23 protein-coding genes and 1 pseudogene are annotated in these 26,311 nt (G+C 40.8%); 12 read left to right on the top strand and 12 right to left on the bottom strand.

Annotated elements, in window-relative coordinates:
• Positions 1-316 precede the first annotated feature (316 nt).
• The 5 genes from HWQ38_RS23095 to HWQ38_RS23075 all read right to left on the bottom strand — a co-directional run bounded on the left by HWQ38_RS23095 (position 317) and on the right by HWQ38_RS23075 (position 6,566).
• A complete protein-coding gene (locus tag HWQ38_RS23095) occupies positions 317-1,591 on the bottom strand; it encodes a glycoside hydrolase family 10 protein (RefSeq protein WP_292798264.1) in 1,275 nt (424 codons plus the stop codon).
• A gap of 128 nt (positions 1,592-1,719) precedes the next feature.
• Positions 1,720-2,583, bottom strand: coding sequence for a hypothetical protein (locus HWQ38_RS23090; RefSeq protein ID WP_292798250.1), 864 nt, complete (start codon positions 2,581-2,583; stop codon positions 1,720-1,722).
• A gap of 268 nt (positions 2,584-2,851) precedes the next feature.
• Positions 2,852-3,355: a hypothetical protein gene (locus HWQ38_RS23085; protein WP_292798248.1), complete on the bottom strand. Its 504-nt coding sequence runs from the start codon at positions 3,353-3,355 to the stop codon at positions 2,852-2,854.
• A gap of 243 nt (positions 3,356-3,598) precedes the next feature.
• Entirely contained in the window at positions 3,599-5,437 is a 1,839-nt protein-coding gene (locus HWQ38_RS23080) for a bifunctional serine/threonine-protein kinase/formylglycine-generating enzyme family protein (protein WP_292798246.1), read from the bottom strand.
• 319 nt (positions 5,438-5,756) lie between these two features.
• Positions 5,757-6,566: an ABC transporter permease gene (locus tag HWQ38_RS23075; protein ID WP_366933336.1), complete on the bottom strand. Its 810-nt coding sequence runs from the start codon at positions 6,564-6,566 to the stop codon at positions 5,757-5,759.
• Positions 6,567-6,824: 258 nt separating this feature from the next.
• On the opposite strand from HWQ38_RS23075, the gene HWQ38_RS23070 reads away from it, so the two are divergent.
• From HWQ38_RS23070 to HWQ38_RS23060, 3 genes are all read left to right on the top strand, one after another.
• Positions 6,825-6,986: a hypothetical protein gene (locus HWQ38_RS23070; protein ID WP_292798244.1), complete on the top strand. Its 162-nt coding sequence runs from the start codon at positions 6,825-6,827 to the stop codon at positions 6,984-6,986.
• A gap of 98 nt (positions 6,987-7,084) precedes the next feature.
• Positions 7,085-7,306 (top strand): TonB-dependent receptor, encoded by a 222-nt coding sequence (locus tag HWQ38_RS23065; protein WP_292798242.1) that lies wholly within the window; start codon positions 7,085-7,087, stop codon positions 7,304-7,306.
• 697 nt (positions 7,307-8,003) lie between these two features.
• Entirely contained in the window at positions 8,004-9,089 is a 1,086-nt protein-coding gene (locus tag HWQ38_RS23060) for a glycosyltransferase family 4 protein (protein ID WP_292798240.1), read from the top strand.
• 144 nt (positions 9,090-9,233) lie between these two features.
• Here HWQ38_RS23060 and HWQ38_RS23055 read toward each other — a convergent pair.
• Positions 9,234-10,869, bottom strand: a pseudogene (locus HWQ38_RS23055) (phospholipase D-like domain-containing protein).
• Positions 10,870-11,361: 492 nt separating this feature from the next.
• Here HWQ38_RS23055 and HWQ38_RS23050 point away from each other — a divergent pair.
• From HWQ38_RS23050 to HWQ38_RS23030, 5 genes are all read left to right on the top strand, one after another.
• A complete protein-coding gene (locus tag HWQ38_RS23050; RefSeq protein ID WP_292798239.1) occupies positions 11,362-12,531 on the top strand; it encodes a cysteine desulfurase family protein in 1,170 nt (389 codons plus the stop codon).
• A gap of 42 nt (positions 12,532-12,573) precedes the next feature.
• On the top strand, positions 12,574-15,879 hold the full coding sequence (locus HWQ38_RS23045) for a hypothetical protein (protein WP_292798237.1): 3,306 nt from the start codon (positions 12,574-12,576) through the stop codon (positions 15,877-15,879).
• Between the two features lie 34 nt (positions 15,880-15,913).
• Entirely contained in the window at positions 15,914-16,141 is a 228-nt protein-coding gene (vapB, locus tag HWQ38_RS23040) for an antitoxin (RefSeq protein WP_292798235.1), read from the top strand.
• Between the two features lies 1 nt (position 16,142).
• The gene (locus HWQ38_RS23035; RefSeq protein ID WP_292798233.1) at positions 16,143-16,544 is read left to right on the top strand and encodes a type II toxin-antitoxin system VapC family toxin; all 402 of its coding nucleotides are present in this window, start codon (positions 16,143-16,145) and stop codon (positions 16,542-16,544) included.
• A gap of 286 nt (positions 16,545-16,830) precedes the next feature.
• The gene (locus HWQ38_RS23030; RefSeq protein ID WP_292798231.1) at positions 16,831-17,007 is read left to right on the top strand and encodes a hypothetical protein; all 177 of its coding nucleotides are present in this window, start codon (positions 16,831-16,833) and stop codon (positions 17,005-17,007) included.
• An 8-nt stretch (positions 17,008-17,015) separates the two neighbouring features.
• Here the strand turns inward: HWQ38_RS23030 and HWQ38_RS23025 are convergent, their stop codons facing one another.
• Positions 17,016-17,150, bottom strand: a complete 135-nt coding sequence (locus tag HWQ38_RS23025) for a hypothetical protein (protein ID WP_292798230.1) — start codon at positions 17,148-17,150, stop codon at positions 17,016-17,018.
• Positions 17,151-17,198: 48 nt separating this feature from the next.
• On the bottom strand, positions 17,199-17,873 hold the full coding sequence (locus tag HWQ38_RS23020) for a cold shock and DUF1294 domain-containing protein (protein ID WP_292798228.1): 675 nt from the start codon (positions 17,871-17,873) through the stop codon (positions 17,199-17,201).
• A gap of 135 nt (positions 17,874-18,008) precedes the next feature.
• On the opposite strand from HWQ38_RS23020, the gene HWQ38_RS23015 reads away from it, so the two are divergent.
• The 3 genes from HWQ38_RS23015 to HWQ38_RS23005 all read left to right on the top strand — a co-directional run bounded on the left by HWQ38_RS23015 (position 18,009) and on the right by HWQ38_RS23005 (position 19,329).
• Positions 18,009-18,743, top strand: a complete 735-nt coding sequence (locus HWQ38_RS23015) for a DUF1995 family protein (RefSeq protein WP_292798226.1) — start codon at positions 18,009-18,011, stop codon at positions 18,741-18,743.
• A 125-nt stretch (positions 18,744-18,868) separates the two neighbouring features.
• Positions 18,869-19,075, top strand: coding sequence for a hypothetical protein (locus tag HWQ38_RS23010; RefSeq protein ID WP_292798224.1), 207 nt, complete (start codon positions 18,869-18,871; stop codon positions 19,073-19,075).
• Positions 19,072-19,329 carry a hypothetical protein gene (locus tag HWQ38_RS23005; protein ID WP_292798222.1) on the top strand — a complete coding sequence of 86 codons (258 nt, stop codon included), beginning with the start codon at positions 19,072-19,074 and terminating at the stop codon, positions 19,327-19,329. Before HWQ38_RS23010 ends, HWQ38_RS23005 begins: the two co-directional genes overlap by 4 nt.
• Before the next feature lie 87 nt (positions 19,330-19,416).
• On the opposite strand, the gene HWQ38_RS23000 is transcribed toward HWQ38_RS23005, so the two are convergent.
• The 4 genes from HWQ38_RS23000 to HWQ38_RS22985 form a co-directional block, all read right to left on the bottom strand.
• Complete coding sequence (locus tag HWQ38_RS23000; RefSeq protein ID WP_292798220.1) at positions 19,417-19,638, bottom strand: hypothetical protein; 222 nt, start codon at positions 19,636-19,638, stop codon at positions 19,417-19,419.
• 67 nt (positions 19,639-19,705) lie between these two features.
• On the bottom strand, positions 19,706-20,041 hold the full coding sequence (locus HWQ38_RS22995; RefSeq protein ID WP_292798218.1) for a XisI protein: 336 nt from the start codon (positions 20,039-20,041) through the stop codon (positions 19,706-19,708).
• On the bottom strand, positions 20,029-20,448 hold the full coding sequence (locus HWQ38_RS22990; RefSeq protein WP_292798216.1) for a XisH family protein: 420 nt from the start codon (positions 20,446-20,448) through the stop codon (positions 20,029-20,031). Before HWQ38_RS22990 ends, HWQ38_RS22995 begins: the two co-directional genes overlap by 13 nt.
• 121 nt (positions 20,449-20,569) lie before the next feature.
• The gene (locus HWQ38_RS22985) at positions 20,570-23,593 is read right to left on the bottom strand and encodes a zinc-dependent metalloprotease (protein WP_292798214.1); all 3,024 of its coding nucleotides are present in this window, start codon (positions 23,591-23,593) and stop codon (positions 20,570-20,572) included.
• A gap of 725 nt (positions 23,594-24,318) precedes the next feature.
• On the opposite strand from HWQ38_RS22985, the gene HWQ38_RS22980 reads away from it, so the two are divergent.
• A complete protein-coding gene (locus HWQ38_RS22980) occupies positions 24,319-26,085 on the top strand; it encodes a pentapeptide repeat-containing protein (protein ID WP_292798212.1) in 1,767 nt (588 codons plus the stop codon).
• The last annotated feature ends 226 nt before the right edge of the window (positions 26,086-26,311 follow it).

The following is a 26,311-nucleotide window of genomic DNA, read 5'->3' as shown; positions in this document are numbered from 1 at the left end:
ATTTTTGAATTTCATACTTACAGCAGAATTCAGAAGTCAGAATTCAGAAGTAAAACAGGCTTTACACCTGGGTTTGAGACTGAGCTTGTGTACTTCACTTTCCTTGAAATCTGCTGTATATTCAGCAACACTGGAAGTTACAGGGGAGATGGGAGTCGTGATTCTCCCTCTCCTCTGTTCTTTCTTTTTAGGGTTTCCAACCTGCTAGCAGATTCGGGTAAGCGGTTGGTGTGGGGAAGATTTTCTGAAAGCCAATCTGGCGTTGTTGGGTGTTTTCTTTGCTCATGTCCCAGAGGGTCTCCTCTGTTCTTTCTTTCTAGGGTTTCCAACCTGCTAGCAAATTTGGGTAAGCAACGGGTGTGGGGAAAATTTTCTGCAAGCCAGTTTGACGCTCTTGAGGCTTTTCTTTGCTCATATTCCAGAGGGTTTCATAGAAAAAGAATGAGACTCCAGCAAAATTGCGATCGCGGACTTTTTGCACTTGTGTCTGAATCTGTTGCATCGGCACAGATTTATTTTTCAACCCCGCTATAATGCCCACACTCACTGGAATATGGCTTTTTGCTGCTTTCACTTCTGGATACTCTAATTCACTAACAAAAACATTCAAATCATCCCGATATATCTGCAAAACTAAGTCTTCAATAATTCCCAGCCGTTCCCACTTCTGCCAGTCTGCTAATGAGAAATCGTAGGAAAAACGTTGAGGATTCGGAGCAACGGAAACTAGGCAATCTTTTTTAGTGGCTTTGATACTTTTGAATACCCGTTTCATAAACTCGGTGATTTTGTTAGCTCTCCAACGTACCCATTCTGGATCTTGAGAGTTTTTCGAGGGAGCTTGACCACGGTGTTCTTTTTTATAAAGTGCCACTGTATAGGCATCGTACCCTAATTCTGATGGTAAGCCAAAATGGTCATCAAATTGAATCCCATCAATATTGTAGTTTCTGACAATTTCAACGATTAAATCTTGAATGAACTGTTGTACTTCTGGGCGAAAGGGATTTAGCCAAACGCGATTATCATTCCCATCTTTGACAATCCGAGTCCCGTCGCTGCGACTTGTGAGCCATTGGGGACGATTTTTAGCTAATAGAGAATCTGCTGGTGCCATGAAGCCAAATTCAAACCAGGGAATCACTGTTAACCCTTTTTGATGTCCCACATCAACAATTTCTTTGAGGATATCTCGCCCTTGTAATCCGGGTGTCGGATCGAGCGATCGCCCGATAACTTTGGCTGCAACTTTGCTAGGATACAATGTATATCCCCAATTCCAAACCGCCGGATATATCGTGTTAAAATTGAGTTCATCAAGACGTTGCAAAGATCCCTTGAGGCGATCGCGCTCAAATAACACATCACTATCAATATTTGTTAACCATACTCCCCTTAACTCAGATGTGGGCGTTGGCGTAGCCCACCGAAGGTATCGCGGCAGATTAATTTGAGCGTTCAAAGGGAACGATAGCATCACCGTAGCTACCATACTCAAGGTAACGATAACGGCAAACAAAAGAGACTTTCTGCTTTGGCGAATATTCCACCAAGAATGAAACTCAACACACCACTTTACAAACCTTTTCATCATTTGGCTACAGCCATGATCAAATTATCAACAATCAGCATGAATAGCGATCGTTTCGATTGTAAGCGCTAAAACAATCGCTATTTCATTCCATCAAAACAGAATTCTGACTCCTGAATTCTGATTCCTTATTGTGCCCTGACTGCAATCTGATTCCAGGCTTTGACTGCTGCTTGTAAATTCTTTGGCAGGTTATTTTGAGAAATATCGTTGTACTGAACCGTACCCTCTTGGCTGCTGAGAGTGAAGGTGATATAATCAGCAGAGCCACTGGGGGCTGGGTAACTTAGATTCTGGAATTTACTAAATTTAGAACGTTCTAAAAATCTCTGAAATTGTTGCACCTGTTGCAGAGAAACACGGCGAACAGTACGCTCAGAATCATTAGCATCACCAATCCGCACGCGAATCAATCGCCCATCTTTAAGTAAAACAGTCTCGTAGGTTCTGCCAGTAATACCACCACTGGAGATTTGCCGAAATATTACATCTCTATTTAACGGTGGTGGTAACTCGCTGACTGGAATTTGCACAGGGGCTAGTGTACTTTCATTAGCTTTTTCATTCAGCCTGACTGCGGAACCTGTTTGATTGGTATGATAAGTCCAGTTTTGTTTGCCATTAGATACCACAACCAGCCAACCCGGAACTAACGCTTCGGTGCAGAGTTCGTCAGGTTGAGGCAGTTCCAAGCAACCATTGCGCCAAGTCTGTTGATTATAATCAATAATTTTCAGTTCTCTGATTAAAATTCCCTGTCTGCGGGCTAAATCTCGCAGTACCGCGTTAGCTACTGGACGTGGCAAGCGGTTTAGTTTAACATTGTCTTTAAGAACTTCATTGCTTGTTTCTAACGAGAAGTTGGCAGAAGCAGCTGTCGCCCCTTTGATAAGTATTGAACCGCTAGCAACAGACAAAATTCCAGTTAAAATCAAAGCAGTCAAAATTCGCGCTTGATTGGGCTTAAAGTAGTTTTTCAACATAATTTTCATATTAATATAGGACTAATAAATAGTATTCAACTAAAAATGGATAATAAAGCACATAATTCCACAAGTTCACCAGTTGGAATTAGTTTAGTATCTGTCTTCTAAAACAGATATAAAGACTGACGCTGATGTACTAATTGTTTGTTCCTTATAAAAATTCTGCATGAAAATGCACTCAATCAAAACGTCCTCTAGTCCTACGGGCAATAAAAATAATTTTAGAAAAGAATGGGACAGAACCGTAGCTGAGATTTTGTCATCTCAGACAATATTAGGCGCTAATGGCTTGTTGTTTAGATTCAAATAACTGATTATTAGCTACATCAAATCTAATAGTACTGGCTGCCCAGTCTTTGAAATCAGGTGCTAGCCAGACTAGCTTGCAGAGAATTTCATCATTTATCCACAACACCAAGGGAAACCGAAACTGTTTCCGAAACTCATCTCGCATGATATTGGTACTGATGATTAGTTGGTTAATTGCCACTACAGATTCTAAACCCCTTACCATCAAAGCTTCGGGTTGAGTAGTACCAATTTCATTTGTAATAGCTGTGTACAGTTTGTCAGCCGCAGGTGAAAGCAGAACTTCGTGGATATCTGCTGATGAAAATTCTGTTAACAAATTCAGCACTTGCTGCTGCCTTGGAACAGAGTTACAACAGGCTAATAATAGTGAAAACTCTCCACCAGAAACCATCATCGCCCTTGCCAGCCTCTTAGTGGCTGCTGTGCTGCTAACTGTACCTTTTTCGGAATTACTTAAGCTGATCATTAAAAAATCCTGCTTCTAATTTTCAAAATGCAAAATATCTAAGTAATATTCAGTTATTCTACGTATTAAAATTTACTCACAAGTGCTAATGGGGTAACTAGGATGAGGTTTTCTCTGTAATACTAAGTATTATATAGCAATCCTATTTGATTTGTGAAAAAATCTAAGTATATGTAGGGTGGGTTAAGACGGAGTACGTAAAGTACCAAAACCTTCAGGTGGTGCCGTACTCTAATTAAATTACTAAATAATCTCCTCTACAGAAAATACTACTCTCAAGCCAGAAATCCTCAATCCCCCGTCTGACTCATTCCAGCTACGACTGGCGCTGCGACAAAGTTCTGCACTAAAATTCCAAGAACCACCGCGTAGCACCCGGCGATTTATATCACCGCCAACTTCCCAAGCTGTTCCATCTAAGGGTGCATAGTTGTAATTGTTGTGCCACGAATCAGTACACCATTCCCAAACTAGCCCGTGCATATCGTACAATCCAAAGGCGTTGGCGACTTCAAAACTACCGACGTTTGTTGTTTCTTTACGGAATTTGCTTTTTGGTTCAAGAGTGCAACTGACTAACTCAGAGGTAATCGTTTCGCCAAAGTGGAAAGATGTTGTAGTTCCAGCACGACAAGCATATTCCCATTCAGCTTCACTCGGTAAACGATAGTCACGTCCAGTTTTTTCTGATAGCCTGAGACAGAATTCTACAGCCTCATACCAAGATACATTTTCTACTGGTCTATCTAAACCTTTGAATTTCGATGGATTGGGATTTAAAGTTTGTTTAACTTTAGGTAAAGCTGCTACTACTCTCCACTGTGCTTGAGTTACCGGAAATTTCCCCATAAAAAATGGTTCAATGGTAACTTTATGTCGAGGACGTTCGTCAGCATCCCCTTCAAACTCCGGTGAACCCATCATGTAAGTACCACCAGGAATCAATACCATTTCTAATGTGACAGACTTACCCAATTCTTCGGCAAAAAAGTTTGCATTGCAGCTGATGCGATTTACTTCTCTACCAGTTGTGTCTACTGTTACTACGTCAAATTCAAAAGTTTCTAAAGGAGGTAATGGTACTATTACTTTTTGCGGTAACGGTGGTAATATCGGTTGAGACATCGAAACAATTTTCAGGGCAACAGGTTCAATATTCGATCTTGTAAACTTCAAATCGTTGATAACGTCTACTGCTGTTTGATACCTTTCACTCGGTAGATGTTTGAGTAATTTATCTAAAATTCTCCCTAAATCATCACTGATAATAATACCTTTTTTCTGTAACCGTTCGCGCCATAACCATTTAGCGTTCATAGCATCATAAATAGGGTCATTAATCTGTCCAGAAGCATCCTGCAAAGGCAAACATTGAGTTAAAAGACGCACGCAAGTTACACCTAAAGCATACAAATCACTGCCGTGACAAGCAAATCCAGCCATTTGTTCAGTTGGGGCATAACCAAGGGTATAAATTACCGTAGCTTGTCTTCCTAAACTGGTTTGTGTTACCTGTTTAGCACCGCCAAAGTCAATTAAGACGGGTTTTTCATCACTTGCACGGCGGATAATATTTTCTGGTTTGATATCTCGATGAATAACATTATGAGTATGAATGAATTCCAGAACTGGCAATAAATCAGCTAGAAGTTCCCAAATTTGTTTTTCCCCATAGATTTGTTGCTGAACTTCTTGTAAAAGAGTTTTTCCTTGAATAAATTCTTGTACGAGATACAAGCTAGCACCTTGTTCAAAATAAGCTAGTAATCTGGGAATTTGGGTATGATTTTCTCCAAGTTCATACAACCGAAAAGCCTCTTCTTTAAAAAATTGTGCTGCTTTCGTGCGTTGTCCTGTTCCCTGAAATTGTGGGAAAAATTGCTTGATGACGCAAGGGGCATTTAGTCTGTCTACATCTTCTGTAGCATATGTTCTGCTAAACCCACCTTCACCTAAGAGTCTCAATACGCGGTAACGGTTTCTGAGAAATTTGCCAAAGTTGCTTTGTCCGCAACTCACGCAAAATTTATTGCTATCAGAGTTGAATGGATTTGAGCAATGGGGATTTTGGCAGATTTGCATAATCAGGGGGAAATAGCATCTTCTCCAAAGTTAGCCCCAATATTATCTAATTGAAAACAGTTATGTAGAGAAGCGAACACGGAATTTTTTATATGTGCTTAAAAATTATAAAAATATGTCAGGAGACGCGATTAATCGCGTCTGTACAGGAGTTAGGAGCAAGAATTCGGTTGGGTAACATGGTACGTTAGGATAACGGCATAACGCACCCTACTTGTAAATTATGAATTATGACTTCTTTAAGATAGCTGTTGTTACTTACCGAAAAAAGTTCACAAAGAACCAAATTACCCATAATTTTTATTGCCAATAGCGACTTTTATTTAAAAGTTTTATTCTCTCCAGAAACGCGAATTAATTCAGCTACAAGAGCAACGATCGCAGATACTGAAATTAGCATTACACTCAGAGCATTAATATCAGGTTTAACTCCGGTTCTAATGCGGCTAAAAATTTCCATTGGCAAGGTGTTAGAACCGCTACCAGCAGTAAAACTGGCAATGAGAAAGTCATCTAAGCTGAGGACAAAAGCCAAGAGACAACCAGCGACAATCCCAGGCATTAATTGAGGTAACAATACTTTGATAAAAGCTTGCATTGGTGTAGCGCCTAAATCTAGTGCTGCTTCTTCTAAGTGGGGATCTAAATTAGTCAGTCGGGAAGCAACCACAAGTCCGACGTAAGCCAGACAAAACACGATATGGGCTGCAACTATCGTCCACAAACTCAAAGGTATTGCAAAGGCCGCTAGACATACTAGGGTAGCCACTGCGATCGCAATATCGGGAATAATTAATGGTAGGTAAGCAACACCACGATACAATTTCTTACCAGGAAATTCGTAACGCGCCAACCCAACTGCCATCAAGGTTCCCAGCACTGCTGAAATTGCCACTGCAAAACCAGCAACGATCATACTGTTTTGGAAAGCTGATAAGATACGATCGTCATTAAACAACTTGCCATACCAATCAAGAGTAAATCCTTGCCAAGTTGCACTGTAGGGCGACTGATTGAAGCTATAAAAGCCAAGTACTAGTACGGGCAGGTACATGAACACAAATATCAGCAGTGAGAAAACCGCCTGCCATGAGACACGCGGTTTTTGGACAGATGGAGAGATATTCACGTTTATTTTATATGTGATTTTTATTGATGGCAATATAAAATATCATAGTTGATGTAAAAAGTCAATGATTTAACTTTCCTTAAACACGACGTGTGGGTGTAGATATCCATATGTCCTCTAATGTGTTAAGAACCTTTTTCCCCCCTTATTACTAGAATTAGCTCAACAATTAGGAATTAGCGATCGCTGCTTCGACTAAAAATAAAGTCGCCATTCTGCAAGATACTAAAGATACTTGTGGTTGAGCAGTCAAAGACTATGGAGACAATTACATCAGCACAATACCATCAACAGCATATAGAAAGCCGCAAGGGTTATGAAGTTGCCTACAATACTGAAGGTTACGATCGCATTGTCAAATATAGCGATCGCTGCTGGCGACTCCCCAAAGTCTTGCATTCTCATGAGAGCTTACCCTAGTTGCTGTAAAATTATTGCTAATTATTTGCATTAACTTTACCATCAGTTGCTAGCTATGACCGTTACTATGACTGCCGAGGAAGAAGAGCAACTGTGGGATGAAGTTGCCCAAAGTGTTATGTGTGATGCTACCTTTTGAACTCCCCGATTACTTGCGTACCGATGCAGCGATTTACTACCGTAGAGATGCTTTAAAGGCTGCCATCAATATCCGTAATCTATTTGATACGGAATATTTCGCTGACAGCAATGGAGTAAGAGCAAGGGTTAAAACAGGTGCGCCCTTTACAATCATCGGTTCCATCAGTTGGGAGTTTTAACTCGCTCTCCTGTGGGCAATTGGCTGAATAACTTACCCCAACACAGTTTTAACTTCTTAATTTATTCTTTGGAAGTGCCATTCGCCCCAGAACTACTACAGCACGGTGTAAATCCAGCTAGCATCTCAATTAATAAGACTTGGGGCTTAAGCCCCTTGTTAAAGGTTGGCAAACTTCCACCACTGTCTACTAACTTGGATAGAATTCCTAATAAAACTTTGCCACTTCTGATTTCAAACTACCCCTATCTTACGAAAATCTACCCTTTGGGCGGCTATAGGTTATCTTTTAGGTACGGAAAGCCGCCCAAAAAGTGACTACGCAGCTTCTTCTTTAATTAACATTTGTAAATCAGATAATTGACAGGCGATAGTAGCGCTTTTTCGCCCAATATCATCATTTAACTGAGATTTTGACGATTCTAGAAAGTTCCTATTTCTCAAAAAATCTCTATTTAAAATTGTACGAAATTACACAAAAATTAATAAATTAGAATGTATTTACCTCTTTAGAAGTGGGTAATTTCCGTACTAGGATAGACAAAAAACATAGAAGTAACAGCATACGATTTGAAGGAAATAGTTAATAAGTTTCGTATCTGAAGTTACTTTCTAATGCAAAGTGAATCAATTAGAAACACTACAACAACAGAAAGAAAAAACTTCTAATTCAAGTTTTATTTTTTAGGAGGTTTGTGATGAAAATTGCTCAAATAGCCCCATTGTGGGAGAGAGTTCCACCTCCAGCTTATGGTGGTATAGAGTTAGTAGTTGGGTTACTGACCGATGAATTAGTCCGACGCGGACACGAAGTAACTTTATTTGCATCGGGAGATTCTATTAGTCTGGCAAAACTAACGTCAGTTCATCCCCGTGCCCTCAGACTCGATCCTACTATCAAAGATTTCGGCATTTACGAGATGCTGAATCTAGCTTCAGTGTATGAACGCGCAGAAGAGTTTGATATTATTCACTCCCATGTGGGGCATGGGGCACTAGCTTACGCGAATCTCGTCACAACCCCTACAGTTCACACGTTGCACGGTATTTTTACCCCTGACAACGAAAAGATGTTTAGTTTTGGTAAAAAACAACCTTACGTTAATATTTCCGATGCACAACGAGAACCAAGGTTAGGGTTGAACTCTATAGCAACGGTCTACAACGGGATTGATGTCAATAGTTATAAGTTTCACTCTCAACCAGAAGATGCGCCCTACCTGGCGTTTTTGGGTCGGATGTCTCCAGAGAAGGGAGCGCACTTAGCCATAGAAATTGCAAAAGTTGCTGGTTGGCATTTGAAAATGGCAGGTAAGGTGGATGCCGTTGATGTGGAATACTTTGAGAAAGAAATCAAACCCCACGTTGATGGGAAGCAAATTGAGTATTTGGGTGAAGCCAACCATGCTCAAAAAAATGCTCTGATGGGAGGTGCAGTAGCAACTCTGTTCCCGATTACTTGGCGAGAACCCTTTGGATTGGTGATGATTGAGTCAATGGCTTCGGGTACGCCAGTGATTGCGATAAAATTGGGGTCTACTGAGGAGGTAATTGCCCACGGGAAGACGGGTTTCCTCTGCAATAATATTCAAGAGTGCATCAGTGCGATCGATCAACTAGGAGAGTTAGACCGCTATGTCTGTCGTCAGTATGTCGAAAACCTTTTTAGCGTTGAACACATGACTGATGGCTATGAGGCGGTTTATCAACAAATAATCGCAGAACGATTTTCTCAGAATGGGCATTTTCGCAGTTTAGTTGATTTAGCTAGCGATCGCATTTAAATATCGCATTCATCTAATATTGTAGCCCTGGCGAATAGAATAGAGCCTCCGGCACGCTGACGCGTAGCTTGCTTCTCCGTAGGAGTACGCGGCTACACAAACAAGAGCCACACCTACGTGGGCTAATAAAGAATGCTGTGCGGCTTACCAAGTTACGCCTACGCTCCATTTTTCTAAAGTTCTAGCATTCACTCCTGGAACTCGTTCTAAGTCAGTCTTGCAAGGATGTAAATTTTTGCTATTGACGGCTAATAATTACCCCCTGTGCTAACTTTTTACCCATACCAGGAAGAGTTGCTAATTATTCTAGACTTGCGGTGTTGATATTTACTTTTTTAATTGCTTTTAGCTCAGTTGATGAAGAAGTTTTTATCTGGGGACATCGTGTTTGTTCTAATTGGATTTTCTTTTGAACTCCTGGTGGTAAGCCGGGTTTAACTTTAGTATAAAGACGAGCAAATTCTCGCACATAATGGGCAGCAACTATGGGACTTTCAATTACTACAAGTGTCTCATCGTTACCACTATTAGCAGCATCTGACCAATTATGAGAACCTGTAATTACTGTTTGACTATCAATAACACCAAATTTGTGATGCAATAAATCTCCTTTGGGTAACACAGGTACACCTACAGTCGTAATTGGATTTGACCAAGGATGGTTATCAACCTCATATTTACATTTGTTACTGAGAGCAACCCCCATCATATCCAATGCTTCGCTATAAGGACGATAAGCAAATTGTGGTTCAATCAAAGCGCGAATTTGCACATTTTGTTGATGGCGATTTTCTAAAATATTGGCCAGACACTGTTCTGAAAAGACGAATAACGCCATATCAATAGATTTGGTTGCTGAATCTAAAGTTTTACCAATTAAACCATTACTACTGTTACTCCAAGGTTGAGTTGGAGAAGTAGGCGAAAATTGCACAGTAATTTGGGTGTTACCTAAAGTTATTTGTTTAGGTAAACGCATCGGCTTTTTTAAACCAAATTGACTATCTGGCTGACCTCCCGGCCCATCTCCCCATAAGATGTTAAACTCTTGTGTAAATAAAGATGCTAATTCCGTGCTGTCAATCTGCAATAAATTATTGGGATTACCTAAACTGCTGGAATTTGTAAAATCACCAGAAGTATCACTTAAAGTAAAATTTGCCGAAGTGATAATTACAACACGATTATCCAGAATCACAAATTTGTGATGCATCAAACTGCTACCTGCTGAACCATCTGCTCGATCATCTATCCAGGGAATTTTGGCATTCTGCAAAATTATCAAAGCATCTCTTTGATTTATTTCGGCTAGACTGAGTTGATTATCTTGGTTAATATCAAGAAATTGGCGAAATTCGTGATAGCGTTCCTGTTCTCTTTTATCTAACTTACCTACTTCAGCAGATGTAAAGCTACTCCAAGGTCGGCTATAGGTATTTTCTAAAATTATCCTGACTTTTACCCCAGCTTTTTGTCTCTCAACCAATGCTTGGGCAACTCTGGGTAAACGTAATTCTTGCACTGCAACATCTACTGTAGATTTAGCGTGCGTAATAGCATCGACAATCTGTTTTTCTAAATCATCCCCCAGGCGAGTTTGCTGACGGTAAGCTTCTTTGTATTCTGAAGATTCAGAATGGTTAAAGTAAACTTGAACTAACGGATCTTGTGGTAAGGGTGCTGGACGCTGATTGTAAGACTGGACTCGTTGACAACCAGTGAGGGGAAAGATCAGTAAAAAGATATATAAAAAATATCTTTGTCTAGAGATAAGTTGCACTGTAATCTGTTAAAAGTGGATTGAGAGTGGATATAAGGCGATTTTCACTTAAGTTAAATAGAAAACCTAACCCCCAACCCCTTCCCTACTAGCGTTGGGGAGTAAGATTCAAAGCCTCTACCCTTGTAGGCGAAAGGTTTAGAGAGAGGTTAAAACTCTATTGCACCGAATTGAGAACCGCTATATTTATCATTCCCAAAATTTTGTGTTCTGAATTAACGAATGTAGATTAAATAAAATGCAAAACTTCATCCTATCTCTAGCTTCCCTCTCCAATATATCGGAGAGGGATTGAGGGTGAGGTAAGCCAGGGACATAAATTATATGTTATTGAATTCTATTCCTAAGTAGAGAAATAGCTTTCCAAGTAAAGGGAAAAATCCACTGCTAGAGGCAGAATTACAGAGATTTTTTTTAGGATTTGTCCACAAAAACTCTATATGCTGACAAGATTAACTATTACCAGCGTGTGTTCTCACCATTATCGGTTATATGCAAATTTATCTAGATTACAGCGCCACTACACCAACTCGAAAAGAAGCGATCGCAGTTATGCAAACAGTCCTCACTCAACAGTGGGGCAATCCTTCCAGCTTACATGAGTGGGGACAACGGGCGGCAACGGTTGTGGAACAAGCCAGAATTGAAGTTGCTGGTTTAATTAACGCCGCCACTTCTGAATCGATCATTTTTACCTCTGGCGGCACTGAGGCAGATAATTTGGCAATTATGGGTGTGGCTCGGTTATATGCTGTTCCTCAACATCTAATTATCTCCAGCGTCGAGCATTCCGCAATTTCTGAGACAGTCCGGTTGCTAGAAATGTGGGGTTGGGAAGTTACGCGCTTGTCTGTAGATGTGAAAGGCAGAGTTAACCCCCTAGATTTAAAAGCCGCATTGCGACATAACACAGCCTTAGTTTCTGTAATTTACGGTCAAAGTGAAGTTGGGACAGTGCAACCGATCGCAGAACTGGGTAAAATTGTGCGATCGCATGGGGCTTTGTTCCACACAGATGCGGTGCAAGTTGCCGGACGCTTACCTATAGATGTGCAAGAACTATCAGTAGACTTACTTAGCCTTTCCAGTCATAAAATATATGGGCCTCAAGGTGCAGGGGCGTTGTATGTACGTCCTGGTGTGGATTTGATGCCTTTATTGGGTGGTGGTGGACAAGAAATAGGACTACGTTCTGGTACGCAAGCAGTACCGATAATTGCGGGATTTGGTGTAGCAGCAGAATTAGCAGCGCAAGAATTAGCTACAGAAACTCCACGGTTAATTGAGTTACGCGATCGCGCCTTTGCCCAATTAGCTGAAATTCCGGGTTTAATTCCTACTGGGGATATTAGCGATCGTTTACCTCACCATGTCAGTATGTGCCTAGAAAACGCCGACGGGAAAAAACTCAGTGGGAAAACCTTGGTACGACAGTTAAACCTTGCTGGCATCGGCATCAGTGCTGGTGCTGCCTGTCACAGTGGTAAACTTAGCCCTAGTCCGATATTGTTAGCGATGGGTTATTCAGAAAAAGCTGCTTTGGGGGGAATTCGCATCACATTGGGGCGTGATACCACTGAAGCTGATATAGATTGGACAGTGATGGTGTTGAAGCAAGTTTTGCAGAGGCTGACACCAGATTTATCTTTAGTTAAGCGTTAAATTATTGGCAACGCTATTCAGATTTCAACCGTGTAAATTTATATGTCAAAAATTATTAATACAACTTTCCACTTTCGAGAGGAAGAGTTAGAGCAAGTATCGCAAGGATTGAATAACAGTAATCTTGTTATTGTGTCTGGCAAAGCAGGCATTGGTAAATCTCGATTGGCGCTCGAATGTTGCAATCAGTTTTTAGTCAGTCAGCCTGAATATCAGGTTAGATGTATTTTTATTCGAGGAGCAAATATTTTTGAGGATCTCCGTGTCTATTTTTCAGAACCGGGCTGTCACCTCATTTTTGTAGATGATGCGAATCGGGTCAACTCATTTGAATACTTTATTCAAATCCTTCATGACCAACGCGAGGATCAACAAATCAAGGTCATTGCTACCGTTCGAGATTATGCCTTTGAAAAAGTTAAAGAATTAGCGCAGTCCTATAAAAATCGGACTGAGATAGAGCTAAACTCTCTAGACGAGAATCAGATAAAGCAAATACTTAAGGATGAGTACGAAATTCTTAATCACCTCTATCTCAACAGAATTGCCGATATTGCACAAGGAAATCCTCGTCTTGCAATCATGGCTGCACTGTTAGCAAAACGAGAAAATAGACTTGATAGTATTAATAACGTATCTAATCTTTACGACGAGTATTATTCTTCAATCCGAAAAGATTTGCAAGAACTCGGTGACGAAAACCTCTTGAAAGCTGCTGGAATTGTTGCATTTTTTAGGACGGTAGATTGTTCAAATGAAAAGATGATGGAGGAAATTGAGATAGCATTCGGTATTAGCCAAGAAGTTTTTTGGAAGGCTGTTCGCCAGCTACATGATCATGAATTGCTCGATATATACGAGAATGAGATCGTGCGAGTCTCTGATCAAGTTCTCGGTACTTACCTTTTTTACCTTGCCCTCTTTAAGGAAAAATTACTCAATTTTACTACTCTCCTAAATCACTTTTTCCCTCAGTTTCAGTATCGACTTGTTGACGTTCTCAATCCTGTTATGAATGCCTTTGATAGTGAAAGAATCATAGAGGTAATGCGTCCATATGTTAATCAAGCATGGGAAATATATCAAAAGGCAGGAGAAGAAAAAAATCTGATGCACTTCATAGAGGTGTTCTGGTTACTCAAGCAAACAGATATCCTTGTATATATTCATAACTGCATTTCCGCAATGGAACCGGAATTAGCAGATGTCTCTAAATTGGAAATTAAAGCTAAGTCTAGCGTTTCATCACTTTCTCTTCTCAGTACACTAGGGTTATTCAGATATTCAGATGAAAATAATCTCAAAATAGCGTTAGACCTTATTTTGGAGTATGTCACAAAACGACCGACCGAAATATCGCAAGTGCTTAACCTTCTTACCGAACGATTTGGGTTTGATCACGAATCCTATTGTTATGGATTTGCTATCCAGCAGATAGTAATTGATGTACTGTGGGAGTGGGTTAAGGATGGTGAAGACATAATGTTTTCAAAGCTATTTCTCGCGGTGGCTGAACATTATCTTTACACCGATTTTAACACTAGTAGGATGAAAGGGAAAGCAATCAACATCTTTAACTTCACCTTACCACCAACGCCAGAACTGGCAGAACTTAGACAAGAAATTTGGCAGAGCGTATTCCAACTTTATCAAGTACCTGTTCTCAAGAAAGATGTGCTTACTCTCCTTCAACAATATAGTACATCAGGTTACAAAGTCTCAATAGGTGAAATAATTATCCAAGATTCATCTGAGGTGCTTCCTTTCATTGAGTCATATTTGGATGCCAGTAGCTATTCTCATTGCCTGATAGTTCAAAACTACTTAGATAAATTAGAGGATCAAAAATTAGAAATCTCTGAAAATGACCATAAAACCGTTATTTTGATGAAAATTATGGCTAATGTTTGGAGATGTCTATTGTGTGAAACCTTGCGAGATTTATTTACGAATAAAACCTATGCAATGTCTGAAGTTCTTATTTCTGATCAACTAGAGAGACGATATCTAAATCTAGAATATGAGGAATACGAGCAACTTAGGCAACAACGAATTCAAGACTTCTTTGTAAACTACAACTTGGAAGACTACAAGCAATTCTTTGAGCAATGCCTTGAGATTCAGGAGGAAACAGACCGCCGAAATCATAATACATCCCATCTTCCAAGCCAAGTAGCCAGAGTGCTTATTGATCTGGCAAATCGAGATCCACAACTCTATGCTGATGTAGTCAAAGATTACATTAGTTTTGGAAATCCACTGAAGATTAATGATTCTCGACTTATTAATCACCTAATTAAAATTTTAGGCATTCAAAAAACTTATGAAGTTCTCAACCAAAGTTATTATTCTTTAAAAAGAAAGTGGTTGTTTGACTTTTATCGTTTATTACCTCAAGAAATGATTACAAATGAACATATAGTTCAGCTTTATAGCCTCTATAGAGAAAGTGAGGCAAGTGAGATACCAGACGATTTGAGCTTCGTTCTAAAATATCATGTGTTCGATGAAAATGTCTTGCTTAAGATAGTCGAAATCCTCGTGGAAAATGTATCTAAAAACTCCAATAAATATTATCCCTTATCATGCTTATTTGATAGATACCAAGTCAGTACAGTTTTGCTTAACCTTTTCGATAATCAATTGAATGTATTGAAAAAAGCTTATCTTCAAGTCCTGAAAAATGATTGGGATATAGATGATAATGGACAATATTTTGCTCATATCCTGAAACGCGATCCAGAATTCATCCTTGAATACATGGATTGGATTTACCACCAAAAATATCAATCATATCATTTTGATAATGGACAAAATTATTCCTTCCTCTGGCGATGTGACAACTATGAGAACCTGATGAGCCAGATAATTAAATATGTTTATCAACGGGATGAGGAGTATCTTAGCTTAGGCTCTATTAGACTTAGCAAATTTTTTATTCTTAGTGCAGATGGAAAAGATAATGAAACTTTGTGGGAGCGGCAAGATCATATCCTGATGAAATTACTAGAATTTCGATGTGATAACATTCCGTTTATCCAGTTTATATTTGATATAGTTACAAACTTCTCATATCAAAGAAGACGTTCATTTGTTGACTTTTTTATAAAGCATAACAAAAAGTTTGAGGACTTTAAAAAACTTCGCCTAGAACCTAGCTCTCGGAGTAGCTCAGGAAGTTGGGTTCTCGTATATCAGAAGGACGTTGAGTATTTAGAATCACTGCTTCCACTTTTCCTTTTCAAGAGGTTAGATTTTCTGGAACATAAGCAATATGTAGAGCAACGTATTCAGTGGTTACGGGAAGAAATTGAAACAGAAAAGAAGCGGGACTTCATGCACGACTAAGTTACGAAATACTAGCTAATTTAAGAACAACATCATGAACACTGCTAAACTCACCACTGATGGTACTCACCAAATCGTCATTTTGCCTGAAGACTTTCAACTCACTGGTACTGAAGTTTATATCAAAAAAATTGGTAACGCCATTGTCTTGATTGCCAAAGACAACCCTTGGGAATCCCTGACCGATAGTCTAGACAACTTCTCCGATGACTTCATGAATTCTAGAGATCAGCCACTCCTCGAAACCAGAGAGAACTTCTAAAATGCGATACCTGCTTGATACCAACATCTGCATTTACCTCATCAAGCAAAAACCCCAAAAAGTACTGGATAAATTCCAAACCCTTAGCATTTCTGATGTCGGTATCTCCTCCATCTCCGTTGCCGAACTTGAATATGGAGTTGCCAAAAGCCAACAGCAAGAGAAAAACCGCATCGCCCTGCTGCAATTTCTGCTACCTCTAGAAATTGTCGAATTTAATCAAGCATCTGCGACAATTTACGGCAGCATCAGAAGCGATCTCGAAAGTAGAGGACTTATTATTGGTGCAATGGATATGCTCATTGCTTCTCATGCACTGAGTTTAGAAGTTACCTTCGTCACCAATAATGTGCGAGAGTTTTCTCGTATTCCTACGCTCCTATTAGAAAACTGGGTTGAGTAGTTGTGAATAGGCTATGTGTCATGACATTGCGTTGCTGGGGTTTCCCCGGTTGTACCCCTACTCTTAAGCAAGCTAGTAAAAGCGTCTGTGAACAGGAGAGGCAAGTGTCCCTGGCGTTTACGCTTTTACCACAATGATTTTGCGTTTCTACAATAAGATTCATACATCTAATTAGCAACGCTGCCGAAAGGGTTAAACAAGTCTTTTCCCAAAAGGTAATATTTTGAGTCATAAAGGAGTTCAAGCATGACTTATTTTCATTACTTTTGATTAAGGCTTTTCTGGAATGAGTAAAACCATCATTGGAATTGGGATGTTTCTTGGCTCTACGATTGGCAGCTACATCCCTGCGTTGTGGGGTGGAAGTTTGCTATCGTTCACCTCGATCCTCTTGGGCGTCATTGGTGGCCTTGTGGGGATTTGGCTTGGCTATCGCGTATCAAAATATCTAGGTTTTATCTGATTGGCGCTCTATGTCACTGTCGCTGAAAGCCTTAAACGAGTTTTTTGCCAACAGGTAAAATTTTGAGTGTGTCTTTGATGCGATCGCACTTCTTCAATTGAGATTTCCTCCCCAACTTCAACAGCAGCTCGAAAAATGGGCAAGTAGTCAGAGAATCTCGATAGAGGAGTTTGTTTTGCTTATTTTCTCTGCTATCCTCTAGAAACAATGCTAATAAATAAACCCACCAGTCTTCTCTCAAAGAAAAGCCAATCCAACCAAAATATCAGATGAATAGCTACTATTACCCAAAATACAACTTGGTATGAAACCTTCCTATTTTTGTGACGTAATCTTCGTTGGGCGATGAATCCCCCTAACCATCCACCCATGAGTTCACACAGATGTAATCTCTTTTCTGGTATTCTCCAACGCCCCTGCTTTGCACGAGATTTATCATCGGCATACAGTGCAAAGGTAATAAAACTCATCACAGGATAGAGAATCAAAAAAATTGGGTTGAAAGTCGTCAATGCAAAATGCATTGCTCCTAAAGCTGGTAATAAAGATAAGAGCAAGACCTCGAACATTAAAGAATATTTAGCTTTAGGTTGGAATGTTTCTTTCTCGATTGCGAAAGATGACCCGATCGGCATAGGTTTGGATACAAATTCTTCAATGAAGGCGTTGTAAGCATGAATTCTACCGTCTTTACCAACCGTTAGCTGATAGCAAATCACATCACCAACTTGTGGACGATGATTTGTTTCTTTGAGCGCAGTGATATGAAGAAAAACGTCTTGACTGCCATCACTGGAGCGAATAAAGCCAAAACCCTTGTCATCCTTCCATGTTGTTAGTTGACCTTTACGCAAAACAGGTTTCATGAAAGACCTTGATATAAATACTTCATTTTTAAGGTTGCCATATCAAGATCAAATTATTCATATTCAAATTTAGCGAGGCCAAAATCAGAGCTAATACTGAAACAATGGAAGTAATGCTAGAGTGAAATATAAACTATGAGTGAACTACCCAATAGTCTTGAAGATGCGATCGCCCAATCTCGTGTAGCCGTCCAAGCTGCCCTTGCAGATGGTTGCACTCGCCTACAAGTTGAGTTCCTGTTCCCAGAACTCAAGTTTATGCCGGTGGCGGAACAATTTCTGCCCGTGTTTACAGAATATGATTCCCGTTTGAAGATTTTCTTTGCTGACGCTGGGGCTGCGGCCTTAGCCCGCCGCAATTGGGCTGATGCACCATTTCAAGTTTTGGATATCGGCACGGGTAGGGCTGCTTCCTTGCAGACAAAAATTCAGCCAGAGGATGAAATTTTCTTATTCATTGCCCCCACTTCCGTAGAAGTAGTGCAATTGGAAAAGTTATGTGAAGAAATAGGCGATCGCCCTGTAGTATTGTTAAATCCCCGCCTAGAAGATTCTGGAACTGTAGGCATTGGTTATACAGCTAGGGAAACCCGTCGGCGTTTCATCAGTACCATTGAATCCTGTTATTACCTGCGCCCCATAGATGATGAAAGTGCTTTATGTCGCTGTTACCCAGGACAGTGGGAAGTTTGGCTGGAAACCGGCGGCGAATATCAAAGAATTGCCGAATTACCCACAAAACCATCGGGTGATGATTTGGATCTGATCCTTTTAAAAGGCCAACCGCAAACAACAACAGATGCGACACCACAGAAAAAGCCCAGTGTGTTTAAGAGTTTGCAACGGTTTTTAAAGGCGTTGAGTAGTTAGGAGAAAGCAGAGGTAGCAGAGGTAGATTTTATGATCTGCTGCCTCCTTTTATGCAAAAGCTACAAAATTACGCGATATTTAGATAGTTGTATATTTGAACTAGTTGAGTAAAGAGCTTGGTGTTCATGAATATAAGTATCCTACATGATATTGAGTGTGCTGTCAGTCAACTTTCACCAGAGGAGCTTGCTGCTTTCCGTGTCTGGTTTGCAGAATTCGATGCGGCTGTATGGGATCAACAGCTTGAGACAGATGTAGCTGCGGGTCGGCTTGATGCTCTGGCTGAGAAAGCGTTGCAAGATTTGAGAGCAGGAAATTGTACTGAACTGTGAGACACCGAGCAAGCCCAGATTTTTGGTATTGCTATCGACAGTTACCAAGTGATGTTCAAGAATTTGCAGATCGATGCTACGAATTACTAAAGCAAGACCCTCGCTATTCATCACTGCATTTTAAGAAAGTAGGACGTTTTTGGTCAGTACGAGTGGGTTTATACTATCGTGCGCTAGCTGTGGAACAGGATAAGGATTTTGTGTTGTTTTGGATTGGGTCACACGCAAAATATGACAAACTGTTGGAGTATTAGGTAGCGAGGCGAGTGGTTTAACAAATCACTAGACTTCGTGAGCAAGTTCGAGTCTTGGCGCAACATTAGTATCAATCAAAATTCGCATTACTGGTACTTTTCAGTAAGATAGGTAATATATTCTGCTGCAATATCTTCATTACCTGATGCACCTGAACCTTTTGCAATCCCTCGCAATCGGGACAAGTTCCCTTTATTTTGTAATGGGCAGGTTTCCTGCTGTAAGGATTCTAGTAAGGTTTGGACTAATTGCCAACGTCCGCTAGTGGATAATTCTAGCACCTGTTTTTGCAAGTTTTGCAATGTCATTAGCTTTTTACTGCCTGTATCTATGCCACCTCAATTGTAAATTTAATCAGACTTAGGCAACAAGCCTTTAACCCACGGCATAATCTGTATACTGCCGTATATAACCTGGGTGAAATCCAACTACAATATCGTGTTTTGGTACTCCCATCGCCGCTAGTTGCTCACCTACATCCTCTTCTGTACCATTCCACTGAATCCAAATTTTGCCATTTTTGATATCAAAATGCATCACAGGGCCAAAAACCCGACGTTTATTTTGCCAACCAATATATATCAGTTGGTAATGGTCTTGTTCTACGTCAAAAATTGTTTGAGCTTCAATTTCATTATTATAAGAGGCACGTTGAGCATATTCTGTAACTAATTGACGAATACACTTTCGATATTTATCTAAATCTGCCATCGGATAATTTCCTCCGTTTCTACATCATAAACTATCAGATTGATTTGACTGCGCTGGATAATAGTTTTAATAAATGGTTTATTTAAAAAATCGTTATAAGTGTTTAAGGGTACTGCTAAATACAAAATTCGCTCAGAATTTATCTCTTCTAACGCATATCTATAATTAATAAACTGTCCCACCGCAGTATGAAACTCATAAATAGTTGAAGTGCCAATGAAACTTTTAACTTCGACAGCTATTATTTGTCCCGCTTTTTCTGCCGCAATAATTCTCTCTGCCCCCAAGTCAATGTACATATCGGTAATATTTTCTATGCGAATTAGCAAAGGGTCATGAGTAATTCGCCACCCGTCCTTTTGTAATGCCAATTTCACAACATTGTGAAATTTATCTCTAGCTGACATAAACTGTTTTCTCAGCCTGTATGAGCATTCTAAATATATTTTGCCAAAATCATACCAGAAAAAGAGGAGTTAGAAATTTTACTATTAACTCCTCACTGTTCACTCCTAACTCCTAACTTTTTTAATTCCCTTGCAACGGTGCATTTAAGACTTTCTCAATGCGATCGCGTGTTTCTAGTAAATGCGCTTTGGTATATTCATCCTCGGAATTAACTTGCTTAAGTTTCTCATCCAGTTGTTTTAGTTTATACCAAGCCAGAGTGCGAGCATCTTCTGGAACAGATTCTTTCCGTAACACCATAGCTGTCAAAATCTTTAGATATTCCCCTTGCAAGCCTCGCCGCAAACTAGAAATTTTGATTGATTTACCTTTTGGTTTGATTACTTCTGTCCAGATATCTGACTGCAAAGTGTCAAATAGTTCTGGCAGAGTCAGTGCTTTTCCCTCCTGAGTTTTGAGTTCGATATCCTTGAGACGGGAGAGGCGATCGCCTGAGAGTAAATCCCGCAACACAGAACCCTGCATGAGTAGCACCAAATCATGAATTGGATAATCCAAACGGCCAACTTGCGGAGAACTACCCCAATGTCGCCAACGCGAAGGTGCTAATTTATTCAGTAGTTCTGGTGAAAAACTCAGGGCATCCTCTGCAAACACATACTTTTGCAGCGTCTCTAAAGCTTGGCGTTGTTGTTCAACTGGTACTGGTTCAAATGGTAATCGGTGTTGGGGGATTCCAGAGAGGTTATCAGCAGGGATCTCGCTAGGGTGAATGCGATAGAAAGACTGTCCCCCGATGTATTTTGTAGTGTAATATATTTGCTGGAAATAGTTATCCAATACTGTGCCAAAACGTTCGCTCACATCAGTATAACTATCACCAGCCAGTGGGTAACGCTGATCCAGACGTTCCCACATCACCCGCGAATTATTCAACTGCCATTGAGAATAAAGCAGCACATTGCTGCTGTTATCCCAAGCATTGGCTGTGGGGTCAAGGTCATACACATCTTCATCTGTGGAATAACTCAACTCTGGCTTGTAGGATTGTGCAGCAATTTTCTCTAAAATTGGCTTTTCCGCGATGGGGGTTGATGTCTGAATTGGCATATAACCGTACTTAATCGCCCATTCATCATAAGGCCCTACCATGCTGGGAAAATAATCTCCCTGCTTTGTACCTTGAGGGGCGATATTTGGGGGAATGTAGTCCATTACGGAAGTTGTCAGACCTTTAGTTTTGGTAATTTCCGTATTATTCATCTCCTCTGGTGGTAGCAGTGTACTACCACGGAAGTTATGGCGTAAACCAAGAGTATGTCCAACTTCGTGAGCGATAATTAAACGTATATATTGATTGATATATTTTTTTATCTGGTCTGGAGTCGCCATGTTATCAGGCAGCAGTGACATCGCCAGTGAACCAAAGGCAAACTGGTTAGCAGCTTCCATCCCATAGCATAAATCGTACTCCCCTGCCATTTTTGATAAACGACTCAACAATCCCTGTTGGTCTTGCATCTGCTGAGGGACACCATTGTTTTTCGGATCTAAACCATTGGCGCAAAGTAGACGATTTTGCATTAAAGCTGATAAAGTAGTGCGATTTTGTGTTTGGCTAGGTTGGACGATTCGGCGATAATCATTCTTAAGTAGCCGCACAAAGCTGGCATCTACGAGAATGTCTGCATCCAAAATTTCCCCAGTCAATGGGTTAACGCGGGATGGCCCCATTGCGAAATAACCATCGACTGTGTTAATCCAGCGAATCGTGTTGTAACGAATATCTGCTGGGTCCCATGTGGCATTATCAGGCATTTGGCGGACTTCAATTGCATCTTTAAATCCGGCTTTCAGAAAGGCTTTGTTCCACATCAGGACGCCTTCTTTCATTGGATCGCGGTACTCTAAGGGTACAGCGTTATCAATCCAGAAAACAATCGGTTTTTTGGGAGGAGAAATTACTGCTTTTGGGTCTTGTTTTTCCAAATGCCAGCGATTGATGTAGCGGACAAAAGAATCACCGCCATCGTCTTTGGATAAATCTTGGTAGGCGGTGATGAAATAGCCGATGCGATCGTCAGCAAGGCGCGGTCGATAATCTTGATCGGGTAGTTGGGAGAAACTGTAGTGGACGCGCAGGGTAAAGCCACGGTTGTCAGGTAGCGACATAAAGCTTGGTATTTCACTCTTCTGTCCAACGCCACCAGAGAAATTCAAAACTGATTCAATTTCTAAGTTTTGGGGAAAAGCTTTAGCAGTACCAAAATAGGACTGGTCTGTGCTTCCTGGTACTCCTAAACTTACAGATAATCCAGCTAAGTCTGTCAGTAACAAATCGCCCAAGTCGATGAGAATAGTTTTGCGTTTTGGATGAATGCTTTTAATAGAAATAGTGTAGAGAACAGAATCACTAAAAGACCGGGCTAGCGATCGCACCTGCGGATCTCCTTCACGAGTGCGAAAATTCACATTGCGAATCACAAAGTTTAATTTATTATCCACCCGTTGGAAATAAAACAAAAAATCTTGCAAAGGCATACCACTGTAAATACCACGTTCGCCAATGCCCGATTCCAGGGTTGTTGTAGCTAGGTAATTTTTATTAAGTTGCTCTGGCTTAATTTCTAGATAAATTTTATTCTTTTCTTTATGGCGATAAAGGGTGAACAATCCCCCTAACTTTTGGGTGTCTTTGATTACTTCATCAAACGGCTGTAAATCTTCCTTTGCTGGTGGTTTAGCAGTAGAATTAGGTTTTTCTAGCGGGTTTGCAACTTGCAAAAATGGTTGTCCTGCTTTTTTAAGGTCTTTTACTAGCCAAATAAACGGTTGAGGCTGTGCGTATTTATTTTGATTAATTACCCAAACTTGCCCTGACGATAGCCTCTGTTTCTGGGGAATCTTCATATCCTTTGGCGATAAACCGGAGATTTTAGTTGAAGAAGTTTCTGTCGTTAACTGACTATTGGATTTCTCTCCACTTCTGGCTGTAAGCACGGCTTCAACAACCTTGACAGTCTGATGGTTGGCTGACAAATTTGGATCAATTATGTTAACAGACGATGACTTAGCGCTAGCCGTTGTTATTCCTAATAACAAACCATGTAACAAAATTATATAAAAGGTTAATCTGTTGTTCATCCGATGTATACCCGATAACTATCCCGGAGTTAATTTTTAACTTTTGCAAAGCTATATAGCCTACTTTTTGCCGATTCTCTTAGCTGCTTTATAATAAACAGCAAACTTTAGACTTCAATTTTAGTTGCGATTTTTCAGCTTTATCGAAAATTAAAGGGTTTCAGACCTGCAACGTCAACACGTAGTTTCAGCCGGGGTTTAAATCCTCGTCTGAAACTCTCTTCTCTATCAGAAGCTGCGCGTAGCTTGCTTGTATTGTCGGGGTACGCGGCAGGGCTATCCGATGGTTTTGCCAACGTCAAGGGCGAACAGAACTTTCCCAGACGAATTTGGAATTGGGAATTGTTAATAGGCTATTTTACTGTCAGATTTTTCCTAACAATTGCTTCTACAACAAATAGCAAGTATTCTTCTTACATTAGACTAGTAAATTTCTGGGTAAAAAACTATAACAAATTAGGCAAAACCGGAAAATTACTTGATTTTAGAAAGCATTTTTAAGCTAACACTTTATTTATATCACCAGAAGAAGCTTGAAGCTACTACAAGTTAGTGATCAGTCGCCCTCCAGGAATGCCTATCGTAGACATCGGCAACGGATGATATTTTTCGTGTAGTATTTATTGATACTATTAATTTTTGGCAGTGAGAAGCAAACTAGCATAGAAAAATTTTTAATTCAGGATGATCAAAACACTCATTAAAATGTAACAACGGACACAGAAATGTCAACATATTTATCTCAAGTCTGGCTGCTGCTGGGAAATTATGTGAGGGGTATAAGGTTGCAAGATATGCCAAAGACCACATCGCCAGAAACGGAAGCAGTTTTACCTCTCGGAAAAAGTATTAAAGCAGACAAAAGCGTTAAATTTGCTCAAGATAATTTGCAGTCAGATTTCTGGTTTCAAAGACTGCAAGAAAGCTTAGAAAAATGGACAATATCAAGGAGTGGTTTAACTTCTAAGATGGGCGATCGCACATTGGGGACTCTAGCCTCTGAGTTTTATTTTAGAGTGTGCAATCGCCAGATGCATGAAGAGATTTACGATTTACTGGGTAATGGGGCGCTGAAACCAGAAATAGTCAACCAACTAATGGAATTGGTTGTGACTAATAAAAAAATTTACCCAGAACTGCTTTTCTGGCGGCTAGAAGATTTTTATCGTCGCTGGTGTCAGGGAGAATTTATCGATGCCAAACCAGATGAGAACCTACCTCAGAAAACAAGATTAAAGCTAGCGGCAGAAAATATTGCGATCGGGCTGAGACAGGTAGACATATATACAGGGCTGAACGTACTGATTTTACTCTTAGAGTTACACCGCTACGCCCAAGAGCGAGATGAACTCAAACAAAAAATCACCTTCTATCCATCTTCTCAACCGGACACAGATAATTTTTTCACATCCCAACTGCTGCGGATCATCAACTATAGCGATGCCCTGGAAATTGGCAACTTTAGCACTATAGTTGGGCAATTTCTCAAAGGCGGCAACTTTCAGGGTGCTTACCTGGGTGATGCCAACCTCACCGGGGCAGACTTTAGCGGTGCCGACCTCAGCCGTGCTTACCTCGGCGATGCCAACTTAACCGGCGTAAACTTCAGCAATGCCAACCTTAACGGTACCAATCTCGGCGATGCCAACCTTAGCGGTGCCAACCTTAGCGGTGCTAACCTCAATGGTGCCGACCTCAGCAGCAGCAACCTTAGCGGTACTAACCTTAGCTGTGCAAACCTTAGCCGCGCCGACCTCAACCGCGCCGACCTTAGCAGTGCCAACCTCAACCACGCCAACCTTAGCCACGCCAACCTTAGCCATGCCGACGTCAGCAGCACCAACCTTAGCCATGCTGACCTAAGTAACGCCATCCTTTTCGGTGCGAATCTGAGTGAAGCCAACCTTAGCAGCGTCAGCCTTAACCATGCCGACCTCTGCCGTGCCGATCTCAGTGGTGCTGATTTGAGGCACGCCATTCTCAACGGTACTAACCTCAGTGACACAATTCTTTTCAGTACCAACCTTAGTGATGCCATCCTGATCGCCGCAGACCTCAGTTACGCCAAACTTAACGGTGCCAAGCTTAACAATGCCAGACTTAACGGCGCAATGTTTTTAGGTGCCGACCTTAGCGGCGTAGACCTGAGTCGCGTAATTCTCAACGAAGCCGACCTGAGTGGGGTAATTCTCAGCGAGTCCGACCTCAGTGGTGCCGACATCACCGACGCTATCCTGTTCGGCACAGACCTCAGCTATGCCAACCTTAACAGTGCTAACCTCAGTGGCAGTAACCTCAGTGGTGCTATCCTCAATGGCGCGGATCTCAGTCACAGCAATCTCAGCTATGCCATTCTCGGTGGTGCAGACCTCAGCGATGCGAATATGGAAAAAATGACCTGGGGTAAAAAGCAGCAGTGGGAAGATGTGCGGGGATTAGAGACAGCAGTTAATGTGCCTCCGGCGTTGAAAGAAGAACTGGGACTGAATTGAGACAAGGGGACGCGGTGACATTTTTACTCTTTGCGTCCAACTCTTCTCTACGAGAGGCTGCGCCAAGGAGACGCTACGCGTAGCTTGCTTGGACGTAAAAGTATGCGCCCTTTACGGTTTGTTATCCTCATACACCAACTTCCGAGTTCCGAACACCAACTTCCGAGTTCTGAACACCAACTTCCGAGTTCTGAACACCAACTTCCGAGTTCTGAACACCAACTTC

It is taken from the genome of Nostoc sp. NMS7, from assembly GCF_017115085.1.
Classification (GTDB): Bacteria; Cyanobacteriota; Cyanobacteriia; order Cyanobacteriales; family Nostocaceae; genus Nostoc.
This window is presented reverse-complemented; position numbering and strand designations above follow the sequence as displayed.

Bases quoted from the DNA above. Each gene is read 5' to 3' on its own strand.
- HWQ38_RS23095 (WP_292798264.1), bottom strand. From the start codon at position 1,591: ATGAAAAGGTTTGTAAAGTGGTGTGTTGAGTTTCATTCTTGGTGGAAT.
- HWQ38_RS23090 (WP_292798250.1), bottom strand. From the start codon at position 2,583: ATGAAAATTATGTTGAAAAACTACTTTAAGCCCAATCAAGCGCGAATT.
- HWQ38_RS23085 (WP_292798248.1), bottom strand. From the start codon at position 3,355: ATGATCAGCTTAAGTAATTCCGAAAAAGGTACAGTTAGCAGCACAGCA.
- HWQ38_RS23080 (WP_292798246.1), bottom strand. From the start codon at position 5,437: ATGCAAATCTGCCAAAATCCCCATTGCTCAAATCCATTCAACTCTGAT.
- HWQ38_RS23070 (WP_292798244.1), top strand. From the start codon at position 6,825: ATGGAGACAATTACATCAGCACAATACCATCAACAGCATATAGAAAGC.
- HWQ38_RS23065 (WP_292798242.1), top strand. From the start codon at position 7,085: ATGAAGTTGCCCAAAGTGTTATGTGTGATGCTACCTTTTGAACTCCCC.
- HWQ38_RS23060 (WP_292798240.1), top strand. From the start codon at position 8,004: ATGAAAATTGCTCAAATAGCCCCATTGTGGGAGAGAGTTCCACCTCCA.
- HWQ38_RS23050 (WP_292798239.1), top strand. From the start codon at position 11,362: ATGCAAATTTATCTAGATTACAGCGCCACTACACCAACTCGAAAAGAA.
- HWQ38_RS23045 (WP_292798237.1), top strand. From the start codon at position 12,574: ATGTCAAAAATTATTAATACAACTTTCCACTTTCGAGAGGAAGAGTTA.
- vapB (WP_292798235.1), top strand. From the start codon at position 15,914: ATGAACACTGCTAAACTCACCACTGATGGTACTCACCAAATCGTCATT.
- HWQ38_RS23035 (WP_292798233.1), top strand. From the start codon at position 16,143: ATGCGATACCTGCTTGATACCAACATCTGCATTTACCTCATCAAGCAA.
- HWQ38_RS23030 (WP_292798231.1), top strand. From the start codon at position 16,831: ATGAGTAAAACCATCATTGGAATTGGGATGTTTCTTGGCTCTACGATT.
- HWQ38_RS23020 (WP_292798228.1), bottom strand. From the start codon at position 17,873: ATGAAACCTGTTTTGCGTAAAGGTCAACTAACAACATGGAAGGATGAC.
- HWQ38_RS23015 (WP_292798226.1), top strand. From the start codon at position 18,009: ATGAGTGAACTACCCAATAGTCTTGAAGATGCGATCGCCCAATCTCGT.
- HWQ38_RS23010 (WP_292798224.1), top strand. From the start codon at position 18,869: ATGAATATAAGTATCCTACATGATATTGAGTGTGCTGTCAGTCAACTT.
- HWQ38_RS23000 (WP_292798220.1), bottom strand. From the start codon at position 19,638: ATGACATTGCAAAACTTGCAAAAACAGGTGCTAGAATTATCCACTAGC.
- HWQ38_RS22995 (WP_292798218.1), bottom strand. From the start codon at position 20,041: ATGGCAGATTTAGATAAATATCGAAAGTGTATTCGTCAATTAGTTACA.
- HWQ38_RS22990 (WP_292798216.1), bottom strand. From the start codon at position 20,448: ATGTCAGCTAGAGATAAATTTCACAATGTTGTGAAATTGGCATTACAA.
- HWQ38_RS22985 (WP_292798214.1), bottom strand. From the start codon at position 23,593: ATGAACAACAGATTAACCTTTTATATAATTTTGTTACATGGTTTGTTA.
- HWQ38_RS22980 (WP_292798212.1), top strand. From the start codon at position 24,319: ATGTCAACATATTTATCTCAAGTCTGGCTGCTGCTGGGAAATTATGTG.